Below are 15,901 nucleotides of genomic sequence, written 5' to 3' on the forward strand. Positions count from 1 at the left end.
AGCCGGCTCAGCGGCGCAGGGTGCGGTCGCTGATGACCGCCGGGATCCGCCGCAGGTAGCGGACGACGGCCTCCGGTCCGGGGGCGGGCAGCACGGCCGCCGCCCGCTGTACACCGGACAGGATCTGGTCGGGGACGGTGACGGCGGAGAACCGCACGAGCCGGGACAGCCGATGACCGTCTCCTGGCGACGACGGCTGGACCACGAGAGGCAGCTCAGGGGCGACCGCGCCGGGGTGGTAAACCTCGCGCAGCCGTCTCGCCACAGCGCCGAAGCCGTAGCGCGCCGCCAAAGTCGCGCGGGCCCGGGGCAGATCCAGAGTGTCCAGCTCCTTGCACAGCCGGCGGTACCCGTCGGCGATGACGTCCGGATCCTCGCTCGGCTCGATCAGCAGGCCGGCCTGGTGATCGATCCCGGCCAGGGTCTCCGCCGGGCCCTGGCTGCGGGCGACCAGCACCGGCGTACCGGTGGCGACCGCCTCGACCACCGTCATGCCGAAGGTTTCCAGGCGGCTGGCGTGCACGAGCAGGTCGTGCTCGTGCATCAGCGCGGTCACCTGGTCCGGCGGTACGGCCGGCCGGCGGGTGACCCGGCCGTTGAGTCCCAGGGCGGCGATCCGCCGGTCGAGGGTGTCCGCGAGCGGGCCGGTCCCCACCAGGGTCAGGCTGACCCGCGGGTCCTCGGCGGCGATCCGGGCGAAGCCGTCGACGAGGGGCAGCACGCCCTTGTGGGCCACCAGCCGTCCGGCGTAGAGCCACCGTGACAACTCGCGGGGTGGGCTTTCGCGGACCGTGAACCGGTCGAAGTCGATGGCGTTGGGCACGATGCTCAGCTTGTGGGCGTGCTCGGGGAAGTAGCCGGCGAGCTGGTCGTACAGGTGACGGCCCACGCAGAGCAGGGCGTCGGCGCGGGTCAGCATCTCGGCGTACTGGTCGCGGGCGCCGGGCTGGGCGAAGACCTCGGGCAGGAAGGTCGCGTGCTCGGTCACCACGATCCGGGCATCCGGGCGGGCCAGCCGCATCGCCACGACCCCGCCGAGCATGCCGGTGTGGGCGTGCACCACCGGCGCCTCGATCCGGCCGGTCGGCAGGGTGGCGCGCAGGGACCGGACCTGGGCCTCGGCGAAGGCCGGGTAGCCGCGGCCGGCCGCGGTGGGCACCGCCACGCGGGTCAGCTCCCCCTCGGGTGTATCGAGCACGACCGCCTGGCCGGAACGGGGCGCCTGCCGTTCCGCGGCCACGCCGACGCGGTTGCCGGCCACGCCGGTCGGCGAGTAGTACCAGTTCTGCGTGTGCAGGATCGCGACCCGGTCGTGGTCCGGCCGTACCGCCGCGGTTGAGGCCTGCACGAACGCTCCCGCGTACGGGTCGTCGGGCGACGGATACCAGGGCGTCACCACGGCCAGGTCGGCCGGCCCGGTACGCCGTGCGGGCTCCGGCGAAGGCTCCAGCCGGATGGTCACGCCCGGGCGCCGGCGGCCGACGAACCACGCCACAGCGAGCGCCTCGGGGTCACCGGCGATGAGCAGGCCGTCGTCGCGCAACGGCCCGTCGGCGGCCAGCAGCAGCCGCCGGGCGGCGCCCACGTCCAGCCGATGCACCGTCACTGTGGGCGGCAATGGGACCTGCGCCCATTCCGGCCGGTCGGTGTGGAGCAGGGTGACCCGCGTGCCGGCCGCGACGAGGGCGCCGACGTGGTGCAGCGCCGCGGCGATCCGGCGGGTCCCCAGCGCGACGTAAACCGCTGTTGTCACGTCCGCCCGGATCCGGACCCGGATCGGGCCGACGCCACACCCGACCCAACCGAAGCCGCGCCGGATCGGGCCGGGGCCGCGGGTCGCGTGCAGACGGCCTCGTACAGCTGCTCGAGCCGGGCGGTCTGGTCGTTCAGGTCGAAGTGGGCCTCCATGTGCCGGCGGGCCTGACGCCCCAGGCGCGCCCGGAGCTCGTCGTCGGTGAGCAGCTGCCGGATGGCCGCGGCCAGCGCCGGCCGGTCGCCCTCGGGGCACAGCAGACCGGTCTCCCCGTGCACCACTGCTTCCGGGATGCCGCTGTGGTACGTGGAGATCGTCGGCAACCCCGCGCCTCCCGCCTCCAGGATCGTGGTCGGAAGCCCCTCGGTGTCGCCGTCGGGTGCCGTCTTCGACGGGGACACGAACACCTTGGCCTCGGCCAGCGACCGGCGCACCACAGCGGAGTCCTGCGCCCCTGCGAACGTCGCGTCCAGGCCCAGCTCGACGGCCCGGCGGCGGCTCGGTTCCTCGAGCGGGCCGGTGCCGACGAACAGTATCCGTGGGCGCAGGTCCCCGACCATCGCAGCCGCCTCCAGCAGGTCGTCGATGCCCTTCTTGGCGACGAAGCGCCCGACGAACACGATGTCCCAGCGCGGTGGCACCGGCGCCGGGACTTCGGCCAGGGGTACGCCGGTGTGGTGCACGCGGATCTTCGCCGGGTCGGCGCCCAGCTCCGTGGCCCGGTCCCGGATGAACTCCGACACGGCGATGATCAGGGTGGCGCGGTCGAACGTCGTCCGCAGGTGCCGGCGGTGCCGGGTGCCGCGCAGGCCGGGCCGCTGGGCCTGGCTGGTGACGTCGAGACCATGCAGGGTGACCACCAGCGGGATGCCCAGTTGCGCGGCCGACCGGCTGATCAGCCAGCCGTCGCCGGCGAAGTGCGCGTGGACCAGCGCCGGGCGCAGTCCGGTCAGCAGGCGGCGCAGCCGGGCAGATCTCCCGGTCAGCCGCAGCAGGAACCAGCCCGCCCGGCCGGCGGTCGTGTCCGGGAAGGCGATCAGGTCGGTGTCCGCGGCGATCGGGCTTGTGACCTTCACGGCGCCCAGGTAGGCCGGTCGCCAGCGGGTCAGCGCGCCGCCCTGATGGCGGATGAAGGTCTCGGAGCCGGGCAGCAGGCAACTGCGCCAGATCGCGACGGTCCTACCGGCGGGCGCCGTCATGCGCCAGCTCCCCACTGCGGTCCCCGAGCGTCGGCACTCGCCGTTCGGCGGCCACCGGTCCCGCGACGCTGTCGCGCTGCTCCCGGCGGCGACCCAGGGCCAGGTCGCGCAGGTTGTGGCGCAGCTTCGGCGGGATCAGCCAGATCTGCAGGAAGGTCAGGTAGTCGATCGGGCCGGGGCGGCCGTGCCGGCGCGCGTCGCGCAGCAGCGTCCCGAAGATCCGGGCGCTGCGGGTCGGCGCGGCCATCGAGCTGATCACGCTCATGAGCAGGGCCGCGTACGCCCGCGGGGTGAGCAGGTGGCGGCTGCGGTGCAGCCACTCGAGCTGCCCCTCCCAGGGCGAGCTCAGCGTGATCCGGGGGCGGTCCTCGTCCTGGTGGAAGACCACGAGCGCCTCGGCCGCGATGACCAGCTCGACCTCGTCGTGGCTGACCGCGCGCAGCACCCAGTCGAGTTCCTGCATGCGGCGTAGCCCGACGGTGAACGGCTCCCGGCGCAGCAGCGCGGTCGGCGCCATGATGGTCGACGTCTGGATGAATCCGTCGCCGTAGAACAGGCCGCGGCGCACGGTGAGGTATTCGCTGACCGGCTCGCCGGGCACCGGCAGCCGCCGCGGCATGACGGAGTCGGCGCGCGGGGTGCGGTTGATCAGGCGGCTGGCCACCACCGGCATCGCCACCCCGGCGGCGCGGGCCGCGTCGAGCTGCACCGCCAGCTTGTGGGGCAGCCACTCGTCGTCGTCGTCGAGCAGCGCCGTCCAGGGTGCGCGGGCCTCGCGGACGCCGACGTTGCGGGCGTTCGGGGCGCCACCGGAGCGGGGCAGCACCAGCACCCGCAGCCGCGCGTCGGTGATCAGCGCCAGCGCGTCGCTCGTCGCCTGGTCCGGTCCGTCGACCACCACGATGACCTCGATGGTGCCCACCGTCTGGGTCAGGGCGCTGCGGACCGCGCGCGTCACCAGCTCCGGGCGGAAACGCGTCGGAATGACCACGCTGACTTCGGGCAGGGCATCCATGGTGAACCTCTCAACTCCGCAATGAGGACGAGCGCATTGGCGTGAGCGAATCGAAGTGCGTGCCCCCGGGGCGTACGGGACACGGGCTGGAAATTACGGATCGCGAACGGCCGGCGGGTGAATAGCCGGTGGCCAATGCGGGTAGAACGCGAAAGCACTCGCACCCTGAGCTGCGAAGTCCTACTGCGCACGCCGGTTAACGTCGGCTGACAAAGCAATGGCGAAAATGCCAATAGCAGCCGAATTTCCGATGCCGATTGCCTTTTCCGGCCGGCCCTATACACTCGCCCGCATTCACATTGCCGACGGCAGACTTGGGGAAGGCGTACGTGACGATCGACGAGACCGGGGCCGGCCGGCGGGTCGTGATGCTGGTCGACAACGGTGTCGAGGGCGACTCCCGGGTGCAGAAGTCCGCCCGGTCGGCCACCGACGCGGGGTGGGACGTCGTCCTGCTGGGCTGCTCACCGACCGGGGAGACCGTGCGGTGGCGGCTCGGCGGCGCGGAGGTCCGCCTGCTCGCCATGACCGGCCCCATGACGGGAACGGGTGGCCTGCGCGCCCGGCTGCTCGCCCGCGGTGGACCGCTGCTGCGGGCGGCGCGCCGGGCCCGGCGACCTGTGGAGTACGCGCAGGTGTGGTTCTGGCGGGCCGTCGAGGGTGACCGGGCCTGGCGGCGGCTGGAGCCGGGCCTGTGGAACTACGAGCGGGCCTTCGGCGCGGTGATCGACGAGCTGGCGCCGGATCTCATCCACGCGCACGACTTCCGGATGCTGGGGGTCGGCGCGCGGGCGGCGCTCCGGGCCCGGGCCGCCGGCCGTCCGGTGAAGCTGCTGTGGGACGCGCACGAGTTCCTCCCCGGCGCCCGGCCGCGGCGCGACAACGCGCGGTGGCTGCCCGCCCATCTCGCCTACGAGCGGGAGTACGTGCCGTACGCCGACGCGGTCGTGACCGTCTCCCCCATGCTGGCCGAGCTCCTGCAGCGCGAGCACCACCTGGCCGAGCTGCCGGCCGTGGTGCTCAACACCCCGGCGGTCACCGCGCCGCCGGAGGACAGCGGTGCGGCGCCCGATCTGCGCCGGCTGTGCGGCCTGGACGACGCGACGCCGCTGCTGGTCTACAGTGGGTCGGCCACCGTCCAGCGTGGACTGGGCACGGTGGTGGCGGCGCTGCCCCGGCTGGAGGGCGTGCACCTCGCGCTGGTCGTCGGGGACGCGTCGACGCCGTACGTGCGGGAGCTGCTCGCCACCGCGGCCCGGCTCGGGGTCGCCGGCCGGGTCCACACCGTGCCCTACGTGCCGCACCGGCAGGTGCCGGCCCTGCTGGCGTCGGCCGACATCGGCCTGATCCCGCTGCACCACTGGCCGAACCACGAGATCGCGCTGATCACGAAGTTCTTCGAGTACTCCCACGCGCGGCTGCCCATCGTGGTCAGCGACGTGCGCACGATGGCGGAGACCGTCCGGGCGACCGGGCAGGGCGAGGTGTTCCGGGCCCGGGACGCGGCCGACCTCGCACGGGCGGTCCGGGCCGTGCTGGCCGACCCCGGCCGCTACCGCGGGGTCTACGAAGGAGCGGACAGCCCGCTGCCCGGCTGGACCTGGGAGGCCCAGGCCCAGGTGCTCGACGCGGTGTACCGCCGCCTGTCGGCCGGCCGCACGATCAAGGAGAACACCGCGCGATGAGCGTGCCCGACGTCAGCATCGTGGTGCCGGTCTACAACACCATGCCCTACCTCACCCAGTGCCTGAACTCCCTGGTGGAGCAGACCATCGGGCGGGAACGGCTGCAGATCGTCGCCGTGGACGACGGCTCGACCGACCGCAGCGGCGCGGAGCTGGACCGCTTCGCGCAGCGATATCCGGGCCTGTTCACCGTCATCCACCAGGCCAACTCCGGTGGCCCGGCCGGCCCGTGCAACCAGGCCCTCGAGGTCGCCACCGGCCGCTACGTCTTCTTCGTGGGGTCGGACGACCGTCTCGGCCCGGACGCGCTGCGCCGGCTGGTGGCCGCGGCCGACACGTACGGCTCCGACGTGGTGCTGGGCAAGGTGGTCGGCGTCAACAGCCGGCACATCTACCAGGACATCTTCGCCCGCGACGAACCCGACCTGGACCTGTTCGACTCGCCGCTGCCGCGGTCGCTGGCCAACACCAAGCTGTTCCGGCGGGAGCTGCTCGAGCGGCACGCCATCCGCTACCCCGAGGACATGCGGATCGGCAGCGACCTGCCGTTCACCCTGGAGGCGTGCTACCGGGCCCGGCGCATCTCGGTGCTGGCCGACTACGACTACTACTTCGCCGTACGGCGCTTCAGCGCCACGAACATCACCTACCTCAGCCGGCACCTGGAACGGTTGCGGACCGCCGAGGCGATCGTGGCGTTCGTCGCGAAGCTGATCGAGCCGGGCCGGCACCGCGACGCCGTGCTGCTGCGCCGGTTCGACCACGAGGTGGCCCGCCTGCTGGAGGACGACTTCCTGGTGCTGGACCGGGCCGTGCAGGCGCAGCTCCACGAGGGTGTGGGCCGGCTGGTGGCCGACCATCTCAGCGATGACATCGCGGCCGGGCTGGGCGCCGAGACCCGGATCCGGATGGCGGTGGCCCGCGACGGCGACCTCGACGACCTGCTGGCCGTCATCCGCCAGGACGCGCGCCGCGGCGCACCGGGCACCCTCGTCGAGGACGGCCGGTGGTACGCGCGCTATCCGGGCTTCCGGGACCCGGACCGCGGGCTGCCCGACTCCTGCTTCGAGGTGACCGCGCACCCGGACTGGGCGGCCCGCCTCGACGCGACCGGGCTCGACTGGGAGACCGACGGACGCGGGCGGCGGGTGCTGACCATCACCGCGCGTACGCCCGTCGCCGACCTGTCCGTCCTCGGCATCGACCGGATCGCCGTGAGTGCCGAGGAGGTGCCGGCCGAGGTGAGCGTCGTCGGGAGTGACGGGACGGGCACCACCGTACGAATCAGGTTCGTGGCGGCGGAGCTGGTCGCCGCCACCGCGGCGACCGGCCGGCGCCGGATCGTCTCGTCACAGGCCGGGGAGTTCGACGTCACCCGCGCGCTGGGGGCGGTGAGCGCCACCGGCGCGGCGGGCGCGATGGCAGTACGGGCACCCGCGCTGCGCCGCCCGAAGCCGCTGGTGCTCCGGCGCGGCGCTCGGTTCGCCGCGCTGACCTGCACGGTGGAGGGCTCCGGCCGGCTCATGATCTCCGTGGTGCCGTTGACGCCGCAGCGGGTCGGCGCCCACGTCCGCCGGATCCTGCGCCGGCGGGGGTGACCGCGCCGGTCACGGCAGCGGCCCGGCCTCCGCGGGGTCCGCGATGAAGTGCTTGCGCAGCGCGTCAGCGGCCTGCGCGACCTCGGCCGCCGAGGCCTCGAGCCGGCGCCGTGCGGGCTCGTCGCCGGCCCGGGCGGCCTGTTCGGCCAGCTGCGCGAGCACCATGGCCTTCTCCTGCATGGCGCTCATGGCGGTCCACAGCGCCGCCTCGATTGTCCGTCTCCCAGATGAGCGCCGCTGCGGGCCCGGTGGCCGGGGGCGGCACCGGACGGCCGGCCCCTCGATGATCGCCCGGGCCGGCTGCGCGGCCGGCCGGACCACGGCATCCGGTACGGCCCGCAGCGCCGCCCGCGGCATGCCCTCGAACATGGCGTCCGCGGGATCCTGCACCAGCGCCGCGCCGCCGCACTCCGCGATGGCCGCCAGTCCGGCGGCGCCGTCGTCGAGGCTGCCGGACAGCACCACCCCGGTCACCCGGGGACCGCACCAGCGGGCAGCGGAGCGGAACAGGGCGTCGACCGCGGGACGGACGCGGTTCTCGCGCGGGCCGCGGCGCAGCCGGAGCACGTCATGATCGTCGACGACCAGGTGCCGGTCGGCCACGGCCGGAGCGCCGGGATGCCCGCACCCGGCGCGGCGAAACGTCGGTCAGCCGGCCGGGTCGTCGTAGCCCTCGTCCGCGCGTTCCCGGCGCAGGTGTGCCTCGGCCCGGCGGGCCGTCTCCCCGCCCTCCGCGGCCAGGCCCGCGTACATGCCTTTGACCTTCTCGAACGGGCGCCCGGGCGGTAGCAGCGGGACGGCCGGGTCGACGACGGCGTCGATGACCACCGGCCGGTCGGCCGCCAGCGCGGCGTCCCAGGCCGCCGGCAGGTCGCCGGGCGACGTGACGCGAAGCCCCCGCAGGCCGAGCAGCTCGGCATAGCCGGCGTACGGCACCTCCGGCAGCTGCTGGGAGGTGGCGAACCGCGGCTCGCCCTCCATCTCGCGCTGTTCCCAGCTCACCTCGGCGAGGTCCCCGTTGTTCAGCACGCAGACCACGAACCGCGGGTCGGCCCAGTCGCGCCAGCGGGCGGCCACGGTGACCAGCTCGGCGAGGCCGGTCATCTGCATGGCCCCGTCCCCGGTCAGGGCGATCACCGGCCGGCCGGGAGCGGCCAGCTTGGCGGCGATCCCGTACGGCAGTCCGCAGCCCATCGAGGCGAGCGTGCTCGACAGGTGGGCCGGGACGCCGCGCGGCAGGCGCAGATGCCGGGCGTACCAGTAGACGACCGAGCCCACGTCCACCGCGACCTGGGCGTCGGCGGGCAGCCGCTCGGTGAGGGAGTGGACCACGAACTGGGGGTTCATCGGCTCGGCCGGGGCGGTGGCGCGGGCGGCGGAGATTTCGCGCCACCGGCGTACCCATGCTTCCACCTGGTCGCGCCACGGGCCTGCGGCACGCGGCTGCACCTCGGCGAGCAGGCCGCGTACCGTCTCGGCGGCGTCGCCCAGCAGCGGCACCTCGATCGGATAGCGCACGCCGAGCTGCCGCCCGTCGATGTCGATCTGCACCGCCCGGGCCTGCCCGGGCACCGGGTAGAACTCGGTCCACGGGTCGTTGGTGCCGATCAGCAGCAGGGTGTCGCAGTTGCTCAGGAGCTGCTCGCTCGCCGTGGTGCCGAGGTGCCCCATCACCCCGGTGTGGAACGGCAGGCCCTCGTCCAGCACCGGTTTGCCCAGCAGCGACGCCGTGACGCCCGCGCCGAGCCGGTCGGCCAGCTCGACGATCTCCGCGGCCGCGCCGTACGCGCCCTGACCCACCATGATCGCGACGCGCTCGCCGGCCCGCAGCACCTCGGCCGCCGCCCGCAGGTCCTCCTCGCGCGGCACGACCCGGGCCGGGCGCAGGCCCGGACTGGTCACCATGACGCCGTGCTCGTGCGCGGACGGATCGGGTGCGGGCGCCGACTGGACGTCGTGCGGCAGGATCACACACGTCGGGCTCCGGGTGGCCAGCGCGGTCCGGAACGCCCGGTCGATGAGCATCGGCACCTGCTCGGGAGTGTGCGCGGCCTGGACGAACTGGGCGCACACGTCGCCGAAGAGCCGGACCAGGTCGATCTCCTGCTGGTACGCGCTGCCCAGCACCGTCGAGGCCTGCTGCCCGACGATCGCCACCACGGGCTTGGAATCCAGCTTGGCGTCGTAGAGGCCGTTGAGCAGGTGCACCGCGCCGGGGCCCTGGGTGGACAGGCAGACACCCGGACCGCCGGTGTACTTCGCGTGCCCGACGGCCATGAACGCGGCCGCCTCCTCGTGCCGGGCCTGCACGAACGTGGGTTTCCCGGCCCGGCGCAGCGCGCCCAGCACGCCGTCGATGCCGTCGCCGGAATACCCGAAGACGCGGTCCACGCCCCACTCACTGAGGCGTTCCACGAGCAGATCCGCGACCGTACGCTCGGCCATGACGTTCTCCTCCCGGTGGCAGGTCCCGTCTACCCCACCGCGCCGGGCTCAATCGGCGGAAACCGGCCAGACCTCGGTCAGCAGCGCGCGCAACGCCTTCTCCGGCGCTCCGAAGTCGGAGCCGTCCTCGTAGAGCAGCCCGGCGTAGAGGGCGGCCTCGGCGAGCCGGGTGTAGAGATACGCCAGCCGGTCGAGATCCACCGCGGGGCCGCAACCGGCCTCCAGGAAGATCTCGCGCTGGGCGGCGACCACCCGCGGATGCACGATCCCGCTGGTCGAGTACATGACCCGGTCGGCCAGCTCGGTCTCGGCGGTGACGAAGCGGATCAGGGCGTGGGCCTGGGTCAGCCCGGCGGCGAAGTGCCGGGTCACTTCCAGGACGCCGTCGACGCCGTCGCGCGTGCGGGCCGCGCGCGCGACGTTCAGGCGCAACTCGCACAGGGTCCACAGGACGTACCCGAGCAGCTGCTCACGGCTGCGCACCACTCTGTACAACGTCGCCCGGCTGACGGCGAGCTCGGTGGCGAGCTCGTCCAGGTCGACCGTGCCGTTGCGCAGGAAGTGCCGGACGGCTCCCGCCACGGCGGCCTCGTGGCTGATCACCCGGCGAGGGGTCACGGTGCTCCTCCCCCGGCCCAGCAACGGTATGCGTCCATCCTCCGGCACGCCGTACGGGCCTTCCATCCGCTCGTCGTACCGGCGCCGATGACATTCCGGCTCACCCGTGTTACCCGTCCGGCCGGACTTTTCACGAGTCCATTTTCCGAGGTTTGATGACCGCCTCGACGCCGTTTCCGGTTCGCCGTATTTCCGAGGGTCGTCCCTGCTCACGACGGTGATCGTGCGACCGCCGTCTCACGATCGTCACGGAACTGGTCCCACCCGAACACGGCTGGCTAATGTCCGGACACACCATTCGATGCGCATTGTTTCCCGGGGCCCGGTGATTTTCCCGCGGCGGGAACAGGCATCGTCCCCACCGATCTGGAGGCTTTTGTGACGCCAGAAGCTGACGTGACGCCCGGTACGGCCGTACGTGGGCACCGCAGGACACCGGCGGCCGGCCGCAACCGGCTGTTCCGGGGCCGTACCGTCGCCGGCGCGGCCCTCGCCGCCGCGCTGACCGCCGGCAGCATCGCGCTGGTGCCCAGCGCGGACGCCGCGACGAACCCGTTCGAGCGCGGCCCGGCCCCCACCACCGCGAGCATCGAGGCGACCCGCGGCTCGTTCGCGGTCTCCCAGACGACGGTCTCGTCGTTCAGCGTGAGCGGCTTCGGCGGCGGGGACATCTACTACCCCACCAGCACGTCCGCCGGCACCTTCGGCGCGGTGGCAATCGCCCCCGGCTACACGGCGAGCCGCTCCAGCATGGCCTGGCTCGCGCCGCGGATCGCCTCGCAGGGCTTCGTGGTCTTCAACATCGACACGCTCACCCGCTCGGACCAGCCGGCCAGCCGCGGCCGGCAACTGCTGGCCGCGCTGGACTACCTGACCCAGCGCAGCAGCGTGCGCACCCGGATCGACACCGCCCGGCTGGGCGTCATGGGCCACTCCATGGGCGGCGGCGGCACCCTGGAGGCCGCCGACGACCGGCCGGCGTTGCAGGCCGCGATCCCGCTCACCCCGTGGAACCTGACCAAGAACTGGTCCGGCGTCACGGTGCCGACCATGATCATCGGCGCGGAGAACGACACCGTGGCCTCGGTGACCTCGCACGCGCAGCCGTTCTACACCAGCCTGCCGGCCTCGCTGGACAAGGCGTACCTGGAGCTGAACAACGCCAGCCACTTCGCGCCGAACAGCTCGAACACCACGATCGCGAAGTACAGCATCGCCTGGCTGAAGCGCTTCATCGATGACGACCTGCGCTACGAGCAGTTCCTGTGCCCGCCGCCGCAGGTCAGCACCACCATCTCCGAGTACCGCGACACCTGCCCGCATTCCTGAGCACCGCCCGGCGGCAGGGACCCGGCCAGGGTCCCTGCCGCCCGTTCCGCTCAACTCGGCGCCGCGCCGGCCGACAGGCTGCCTGCGGATGGCGTCGAGAATCGGACGAGCACGGATGAGCACGGACGGGCCGTGTTGCTGGAGCTGCCCCTGATGCCGGGCGTGCTGGTCCTGGCGCTGGTCCGCGCCGTCCGGGGGCCGACCCGGCCGCGGGCGCGGGGCCTGGCCGCCGGGACCGGTCTGGGCCTGCTCGCAGCGCACGACGGGATGCTGAGCGGCTGGCCGGGGCCGGCGGCTTGGGCCGGTCCGGCCCGGGCCGTTCAGCCGGCGGTCGACCAAGAAGTGCGACGATCCGCCGGTGCGGGGGCGAACACGCCGCGGCGGAGCCACGGACGTCGTCCGGGCGCCGGACGGCGTGAAGGCCGATCACTCGAACAGTGACCGGCCCCCGCCCTGAGCCGGGCGGCGGGCACGGCGCGTCATCCGCGTCGCGGTGGGCCGCTGCCGGCCCATCCCACTGCCGCGAAGGCGGCCTCGACCGCCGCATCCAGCAGCGCGGCACGGCGCCACCGGGGCGACATCGCGGCCAGCGCGACACAACTGCCGGCGTGCAGCGTGTCGACGACGGCACCGAGACCCGCGACCGGGCCGGTCGGCGTCAGGGCGCTCGCGGCCGCCTGGACGAGGTGCCGGACCGCCAGCACCCGGGCCACCGTCACCGCGGCCGCCGGGACCGGCGCCGGGCCGCCCGCCCGCACCACCACCTCCGGTACGACCAGCAGGACTCCCGCCCAGCCGGCCCGGGCCACCGCCGTGGCCCGCACCCACGACATCGTCATTTCCTGACCTCTCGCATCGCGCCGCAGTACCCCGCTGCCCGCCGGTGACACCTGGCGGTGAACGCTGCCCCGCCGGCAGCAGGGCCCCGGCGCCGATCAGGGTGAGGATCTGGACGACGATCGGGCTCACGCCGGTGATGCGCAGAGCCACCCGGCGGTGGGTGGCGATGCGGTGGACGACGATGATCGCACCTGCACCGGTGGCGTCGAGCAGGGTGACCGCGGCCAGGTCGATGTTGACGCCGGTGACGTCGCCGCGGTCGAGCAGGGCCATGATGGACTCCCGGAGCCGGGGTGCATGCTGCATCTCCAGTTCTCCGCGCACGAGAACCTGCACCGTCCCCGAGCCGTCGGCCTCGATGTCCAGCACGCCGGGCTCCTTTCCGCCGGATGTCCTGCCGCGGCCGGGTCACCGGGTCGCGGGTGGACCAGCCCTACCCCTGCCCGGCGCCTTCTAACTGGCCACCCGCTGTCCGCTCAGCATCGACAGCGGTACAGGGCGACCGTGCCCCGGTTCACCGGCCAGACGCCGACACGTCGGTGGTGGTCACGCAGCAGCGACCGCAGCGCCGGGTAGCCGGTGACCGGGTCCTGGCGGGGACCACTCACCAGCAACCACACCCGCGGCGTGCCGGCCACCCGGGCCGCGGCGTCCGGATACTCCTCGGCCATGAGCCGGCCGGCGTCCGCGGCCGAGCGGCGTTGCAGCAGGTCGCGCGGGAAGGTCCGGTCCCGGTGCAGGTAGTACTCCACGCCCGCGCGCATCGCCCGGGACCGGACCTCGAACACCATGCCGTCGCCGGGCCGCTGGTGCCGCTCGATCAGGGCCGCGATGCTGCGATAGTCCGGGCCGTTCTTCGCGGTGGCGCCCCGGACCGAGCGCTGGCCGGGATACGCCGTGGCCGCCACCACGGCGAGGACGACGATCAGGCGCAGCGCCGCCGGCCCGTGGCCACGCGGCTTGCGGTCCACCCGTAGCTGTCCCACCACAGTGACCGCTGCGAGCATCGCCAGCGGCACGAGCACGACCAGCAGATAGCGGGCCACCCACAGAGGAGCGACCAGGACCGAGACCGCGGCGACCACGGTCACCGGGGCCGCCGCGAGCAGGGCGACGGGCACCACCGCCGACACCGGACGCCAGTACGCGACCACCGCCAGCCCCACCAGCAGCCAGGCCGTCGGCACCGAACCGACGATCTGCCCCGGCGCCGAGCCGAGGGCGCCCACCGTCAAGGGATCGACCCAGGCCAGCTGGCTGTTCCGCTGCCGGACGCCCAGCCACGCCACCGGCGACAGCACCACGAGCGCGGCGGTCAGCGTCACGCCCCAGGCGGCGACCACCCGCCAGGACCGGTCCCGGCGTGCGCGGATCAGCACCATCGCGGCGTGCGCGGTCAGCGTGGCAGCGCGACGAGGTGACCGAGCCCCAGCAGCACGACGCAGATTCCGTACCCGGCCCACCGCACCGGCCGGCCGCGTTCCAGCACACCGACCAGGGCCGGCCGAGTGGACCGGCCGCCGCGACCGCCGCCGCCATGGCCACGATCGACGGCAGCCGCAGGTCCAGCTCCGACGTTCCGGCGAGCCGGGTCCATCCGTGCATGAAGAAGTAGGAGGGGCCGAAGACAGCGTCGATGTTCTGCGCGAGATGCCAGATCTCGGCCGGTGAGCGCCGTGCGACGTCCGCCGTGGTCGCCTCGTCCCAGCTGAGCACCGGCCGGCCGGCGCCGATCAGCCCGGCGACCAGCATCGGCGTGCCCGGCACGACGCTCGGCACCAGCCGGGAGAGCCGGTCCCGCCACGGCGGTCCGGCCGCGTGGACGGGTGTGGGGCCTCGTCGGGAGGTGGCGAGCCGGCCAGGGAGGCCGTCGGCGCCACGATGGCCGCATCGCGCATGGTCGCTCCCCCGAGCTTCGACTTCCGCGAGCCGGCGGGTTCACCCCGCAATCCCGCAAGCAAACCGCGCCGCGACCGCCGGCAGAACAGCGATTGCATACTGTGCGAATGGATCAGGTCTCAGCCGTACGGGAAGCAGCCGCCCTGCTGGCCCAGGCCCGGCGGGTGGTGGTCTTCACCGGGGCCGGAGTCTCCGCGGAGAGCGGCATCCCGACCTTCCGCGACGCCCTCACCGGCCTCTGGCAGCGGTTCGACGCCCAGTCGCTGGCCACTCCGGAGGCCTTCCGCGCCGACCCGGCCCTGGTCTGGGGCTGGTACGAGTGGCGGCGCAGCGCCGTGAGCCGGGCCCGGCCGAACCCGGCGCACGTCGCGGTGGCCACGATCGAGACCCGCCGGCCGGGCACTGTGGTCATCACGCAGAACGTGGACGACCTGCACGAGCGGGCGGGTTCGGCGGCACCGGTGCACCTGCACGGCAGCCTGTTCGCGCCGCGGTGCTTCCTGTGCGGACAGCCGGCGCCGCTGCCGGGGCCGGCCGATGAGCCGCTGGAAGGCCGGCGGCTGGAACCGCCACGATGCACCGCGTGCGCGGGTCCGGTCCGGCCGGGGGTGGTGTGGTTCGGTGAGGCATTACCCGAGGCGGCCCTGCGTGAGGCGGCCGAGGCGGCGGCCGCCTGCGACCTGCTGCTGACCATCGGGACCTCCGGGCTGGTGTATCCGGCCGCCGAGATCCCGCACCTCGCGGCCCGGGCCGGCGCCGCCGTGGTGCAGCTCAACCCGATGCCGACACCGCTGGACCCGGTCGCCGCGGTGAACCTGCGCGGCCCGGCCGCGCAGCTGCTGCCCCGGCTCGTCGACGCGGCCGGCTGATCAGCCGCGTCCCCCGATCCCGGTACGGCAGCCCCGACCCGCGAGCCGATCCGCGCCTCAGCGATCTCGGCGCCCGCTCTCCACGGCAACAGCCCGGCGCGCGCGGGGCTCGGCCGGCCCGCGCCGGCGGATGACGGCTCCGGTGGCCCGGGCCAGCAGGAACTCGTACAGGGCGGCGCCGAGGTTCGCGCCGATGAGGAAGATCAGCGCCTGGCCCGACGTGACCGAGTCGGTCAGCGCCGCGGCCCCGAAGGCCCCGAGGTAGTACGGGATCTCCTTGGCGAGCTCGGTGCCGACGTACCCGGTGGCGGCCGCCGTGCGGTGGGCGCGGACGCCGCTGGTCCGGCGCCGGGCGATCTCGTACGCCGCTTTGGACAGGATGTTGGTGCTCGTGCCCATCGTGGTCAGCAGCGCCCAGTTGGCCCGTACGTTGGCCCGCAGGCCCAGCCCCCAGGCCGCGTAGCTGAGCAGCAGCAGCGCCGCCAGTCCCGGCATCGCGACCCGGGCGAGGAGTCCCGAGGCCGCCGCGGCCGTGCCCACCGCGGCGGCGAACGCGTCCAACGCGTACGTCGACGCCACCGTGGCACCGAGACTGACGACCCAGCTCAGCAGTCCTGCGCGTGCCATGGGCGCCCCTCCCGCCGCGGGCGC

Annotated in this window: 14 protein-coding genes and 1 pseudogene; 5 read left to right on the plus strand and 10 right to left on the minus strand. The window is 73.9% G+C overall.

Annotated features, from left to right (window positions below; translation table 11 throughout):
* Window positions 1–7: 7 nt before the first annotated feature.
* From ACWEOZ_RS38700 to ACWEOZ_RS38710, 3 genes are read right to left on the minus strand one after another with little or no spacing between them, the layout of a single operon-like run.
* Window positions 8–1,753, minus strand: a complete 1,746-nt coding sequence (locus ACWEOZ_RS38700; protein ID WP_451915646.1) for a glycosyltransferase family 4 protein — start codon at window positions 1,751–1,753, stop codon at window positions 8–10.
* The gene (locus ACWEOZ_RS38705; RefSeq protein ID WP_451915647.1) at window positions 1,750–2,952 is read right to left on the minus strand and encodes a glycosyltransferase; all 1,203 of its coding nucleotides are present in this window, start codon (window positions 2,950–2,952) and stop codon (window positions 1,750–1,752) included. Before ACWEOZ_RS38705 ends, ACWEOZ_RS38700 begins: the two co-directional genes overlap by 4 nt.
* The gene (locus ACWEOZ_RS38710) at window positions 2,933–3,967 is read right to left on the minus strand and encodes a glycosyltransferase family 2 protein (protein ID WP_451915648.1); all 1,035 of its coding nucleotides are present in this window, start codon (window positions 3,965–3,967) and stop codon (window positions 2,933–2,935) included. The genes ACWEOZ_RS38705 and ACWEOZ_RS38710 overlap by 20 nt, the downstream gene beginning before the upstream one ends.
* 368 nt (window positions 3,968–4,335) lie before the next feature.
* On the opposite strand from ACWEOZ_RS38710, the gene ACWEOZ_RS38715 reads away from it, so the two are divergent.
* A complete protein-coding gene (locus ACWEOZ_RS38715; RefSeq protein WP_451915664.1) occupies window positions 4,336–5,652 on the plus strand; it encodes a glycosyltransferase in 1,317 nt (438 codons plus the stop codon).
* Window positions 5,649–7,250 (plus strand): glycosyltransferase family 2 protein, encoded by a 1,602-nt coding sequence (locus ACWEOZ_RS38720; RefSeq protein ID WP_451915649.1) that lies wholly within the window; start codon window positions 5,649–5,651, stop codon window positions 7,248–7,250. Before ACWEOZ_RS38715 ends, ACWEOZ_RS38720 begins: the two co-directional genes overlap by 4 nt.
* 9 nt (window positions 7,251–7,259) lie before the next feature.
* Here the strand turns inward: ACWEOZ_RS38720 and ACWEOZ_RS38725 are convergent, their stop codons facing one another.
* From ACWEOZ_RS38725 to ACWEOZ_RS38735, 3 genes are read right to left on the minus strand one after another with little or no spacing between them, the layout of a single operon-like run.
* Window positions 7,260–7,853, minus strand: coding sequence for a chemotaxis protein CheB (locus ACWEOZ_RS38725; RefSeq protein ID WP_451915650.1), 594 nt, complete (start codon window positions 7,851–7,853; stop codon window positions 7,260–7,262).
* A gap of 45 nt (window positions 7,854–7,898) precedes the next feature.
* Complete coding sequence (locus ACWEOZ_RS38730; protein WP_451915651.1) at window positions 7,899–9,695, minus strand: thiamine pyrophosphate-requiring protein; 1,797 nt, start codon at window positions 9,693–9,695, stop codon at window positions 7,899–7,901.
* Between the two features lie 48 nt (window positions 9,696–9,743).
* Window positions 9,744–10,313 (minus strand): QsdR family transcriptional regulator, encoded by a 570-nt coding sequence (locus ACWEOZ_RS38735; protein WP_451915652.1) that lies wholly within the window; start codon window positions 10,311–10,313, stop codon window positions 9,744–9,746.
* Window positions 10,314–10,709: 396 nt separating this feature from the next.
* On the opposite strand from ACWEOZ_RS38735, the gene bdeA reads away from it, so the two are divergent.
* On the plus strand, window positions 10,710–11,642 hold the full coding sequence (bdeA, locus tag ACWEOZ_RS38740; protein WP_451915653.1) for a bis(hydroxyethyl) terephthalate hydrolase: 933 nt from the start codon (window positions 10,710–10,712) through the stop codon (window positions 11,640–11,642).
* A 479-nt stretch (window positions 11,643–12,121) separates the two neighbouring features.
* On the opposite strand, the gene ACWEOZ_RS38745 is transcribed toward bdeA, so the two are convergent.
* From ACWEOZ_RS38745 to ACWEOZ_RS38755, 3 genes and pseudogenes are all read right to left on the minus strand, one after another.
* On the minus strand, window positions 12,122–12,481 hold the full coding sequence (locus ACWEOZ_RS38745; RefSeq protein ID WP_451915665.1) for a hypothetical protein: 360 nt from the start codon (window positions 12,479–12,481) through the stop codon (window positions 12,122–12,124).
* A gap of 100 nt (window positions 12,482–12,581) precedes the next feature.
* Window positions 12,582–12,851: pseudogene (locus ACWEOZ_RS38750) on the minus strand (STAS domain-containing protein); the annotation flags it as partial.
* 107 nt (window positions 12,852–12,958) lie between these two features.
* The gene (locus ACWEOZ_RS38755) at window positions 12,959–13,864 is read right to left on the minus strand and encodes a hypothetical protein (protein WP_451915654.1); all 906 of its coding nucleotides are present in this window, start codon (window positions 13,862–13,864) and stop codon (window positions 12,959–12,961) included.
* A gap of 35 nt (window positions 13,865–13,899) precedes the next feature.
* On the opposite strand from ACWEOZ_RS38755, the gene ACWEOZ_RS38760 reads away from it, so the two are divergent.
* Both ACWEOZ_RS38760 and ACWEOZ_RS38765 read left to right on the plus strand, forming a co-directional pair.
* Complete coding sequence (locus ACWEOZ_RS38760; protein WP_451915655.1) at window positions 13,900–14,097, plus strand: hypothetical protein; 198 nt, start codon at window positions 13,900–13,902, stop codon at window positions 14,095–14,097.
* 391 nt (window positions 14,098–14,488) lie between these two features.
* A complete protein-coding gene (locus tag ACWEOZ_RS38765; protein WP_451915656.1) occupies window positions 14,489–15,250 on the plus strand; it encodes an SIR2 family NAD-dependent protein deacylase in 762 nt (253 codons plus the stop codon).
* A 57-nt stretch (window positions 15,251–15,307) separates the two neighbouring features.
* Here the strand turns inward: ACWEOZ_RS38765 and ACWEOZ_RS38770 are convergent, their stop codons facing one another.
* The gene (locus ACWEOZ_RS38770; protein ID WP_451915657.1) at window positions 15,308–15,877 is read right to left on the minus strand and encodes a hypothetical protein; all 570 of its coding nucleotides are present in this window, start codon (window positions 15,875–15,877) and stop codon (window positions 15,308–15,310) included.
* Between the last annotated feature and the right edge of the window lie 24 nt (window positions 15,878–15,901).

The sequence above is a fragment of the Actinoplanes sp. NPDC004185 genome, assembly GCF_053603475.1.

Excerpts from the sequence above, each read along its gene's own strand:
- ACWEOZ_RS38705 (WP_451915647.1), bottom strand. The coding sequence starts at position 2,952 with ATGACGGCGCCCGCCGGTAGGACCGTCGCGATCTGGCGCAGTTGCCTG.
- ACWEOZ_RS38710 (WP_451915648.1), bottom strand. The coding sequence starts at position 3,967 with ATGGATGCCCTGCCCGAAGTCAGCGTGGTCATTCCGACGCGTTTCCGC.
- ACWEOZ_RS38715 (WP_451915664.1), top strand. The coding sequence starts at position 4,336 with ATGCTGGTCGACAACGGTGTCGAGGGCGACTCCCGGGTGCAGAAGTCC.
- ACWEOZ_RS38720 (WP_451915649.1), top strand. The coding sequence starts at position 5,649 with ATGAGCGTGCCCGACGTCAGCATCGTGGTGCCGGTCTACAACACCATG.
- ACWEOZ_RS38730 (WP_451915651.1), bottom strand. The coding sequence starts at position 9,695 with ATGGCCGAGCGTACGGTCGCGGATCTGCTCGTGGAACGCCTCAGTGAG.
- ACWEOZ_RS38745 (WP_451915665.1), bottom strand. The coding sequence starts at position 12,481 with ATGACGATGTCGTGGGTGCGGGCCACGGCGGTGGCCCGGGCCGGCTGG.
- ACWEOZ_RS38755 (WP_451915654.1), bottom strand. The coding sequence starts at position 13,864 with ATGGTGCTGATCCGCGCACGCCGGGACCGGTCCTGGCGGGTGGTCGCC.
- ACWEOZ_RS38765 (WP_451915656.1), top strand. The coding sequence starts at position 14,489 with ATGGATCAGGTCTCAGCCGTACGGGAAGCAGCCGCCCTGCTGGCCCAG.
- ACWEOZ_RS38770 (WP_451915657.1), bottom strand. The coding sequence starts at position 15,877 with ATGGCACGCGCAGGACTGCTGAGCTGGGTCGTCAGTCTCGGTGCCACG.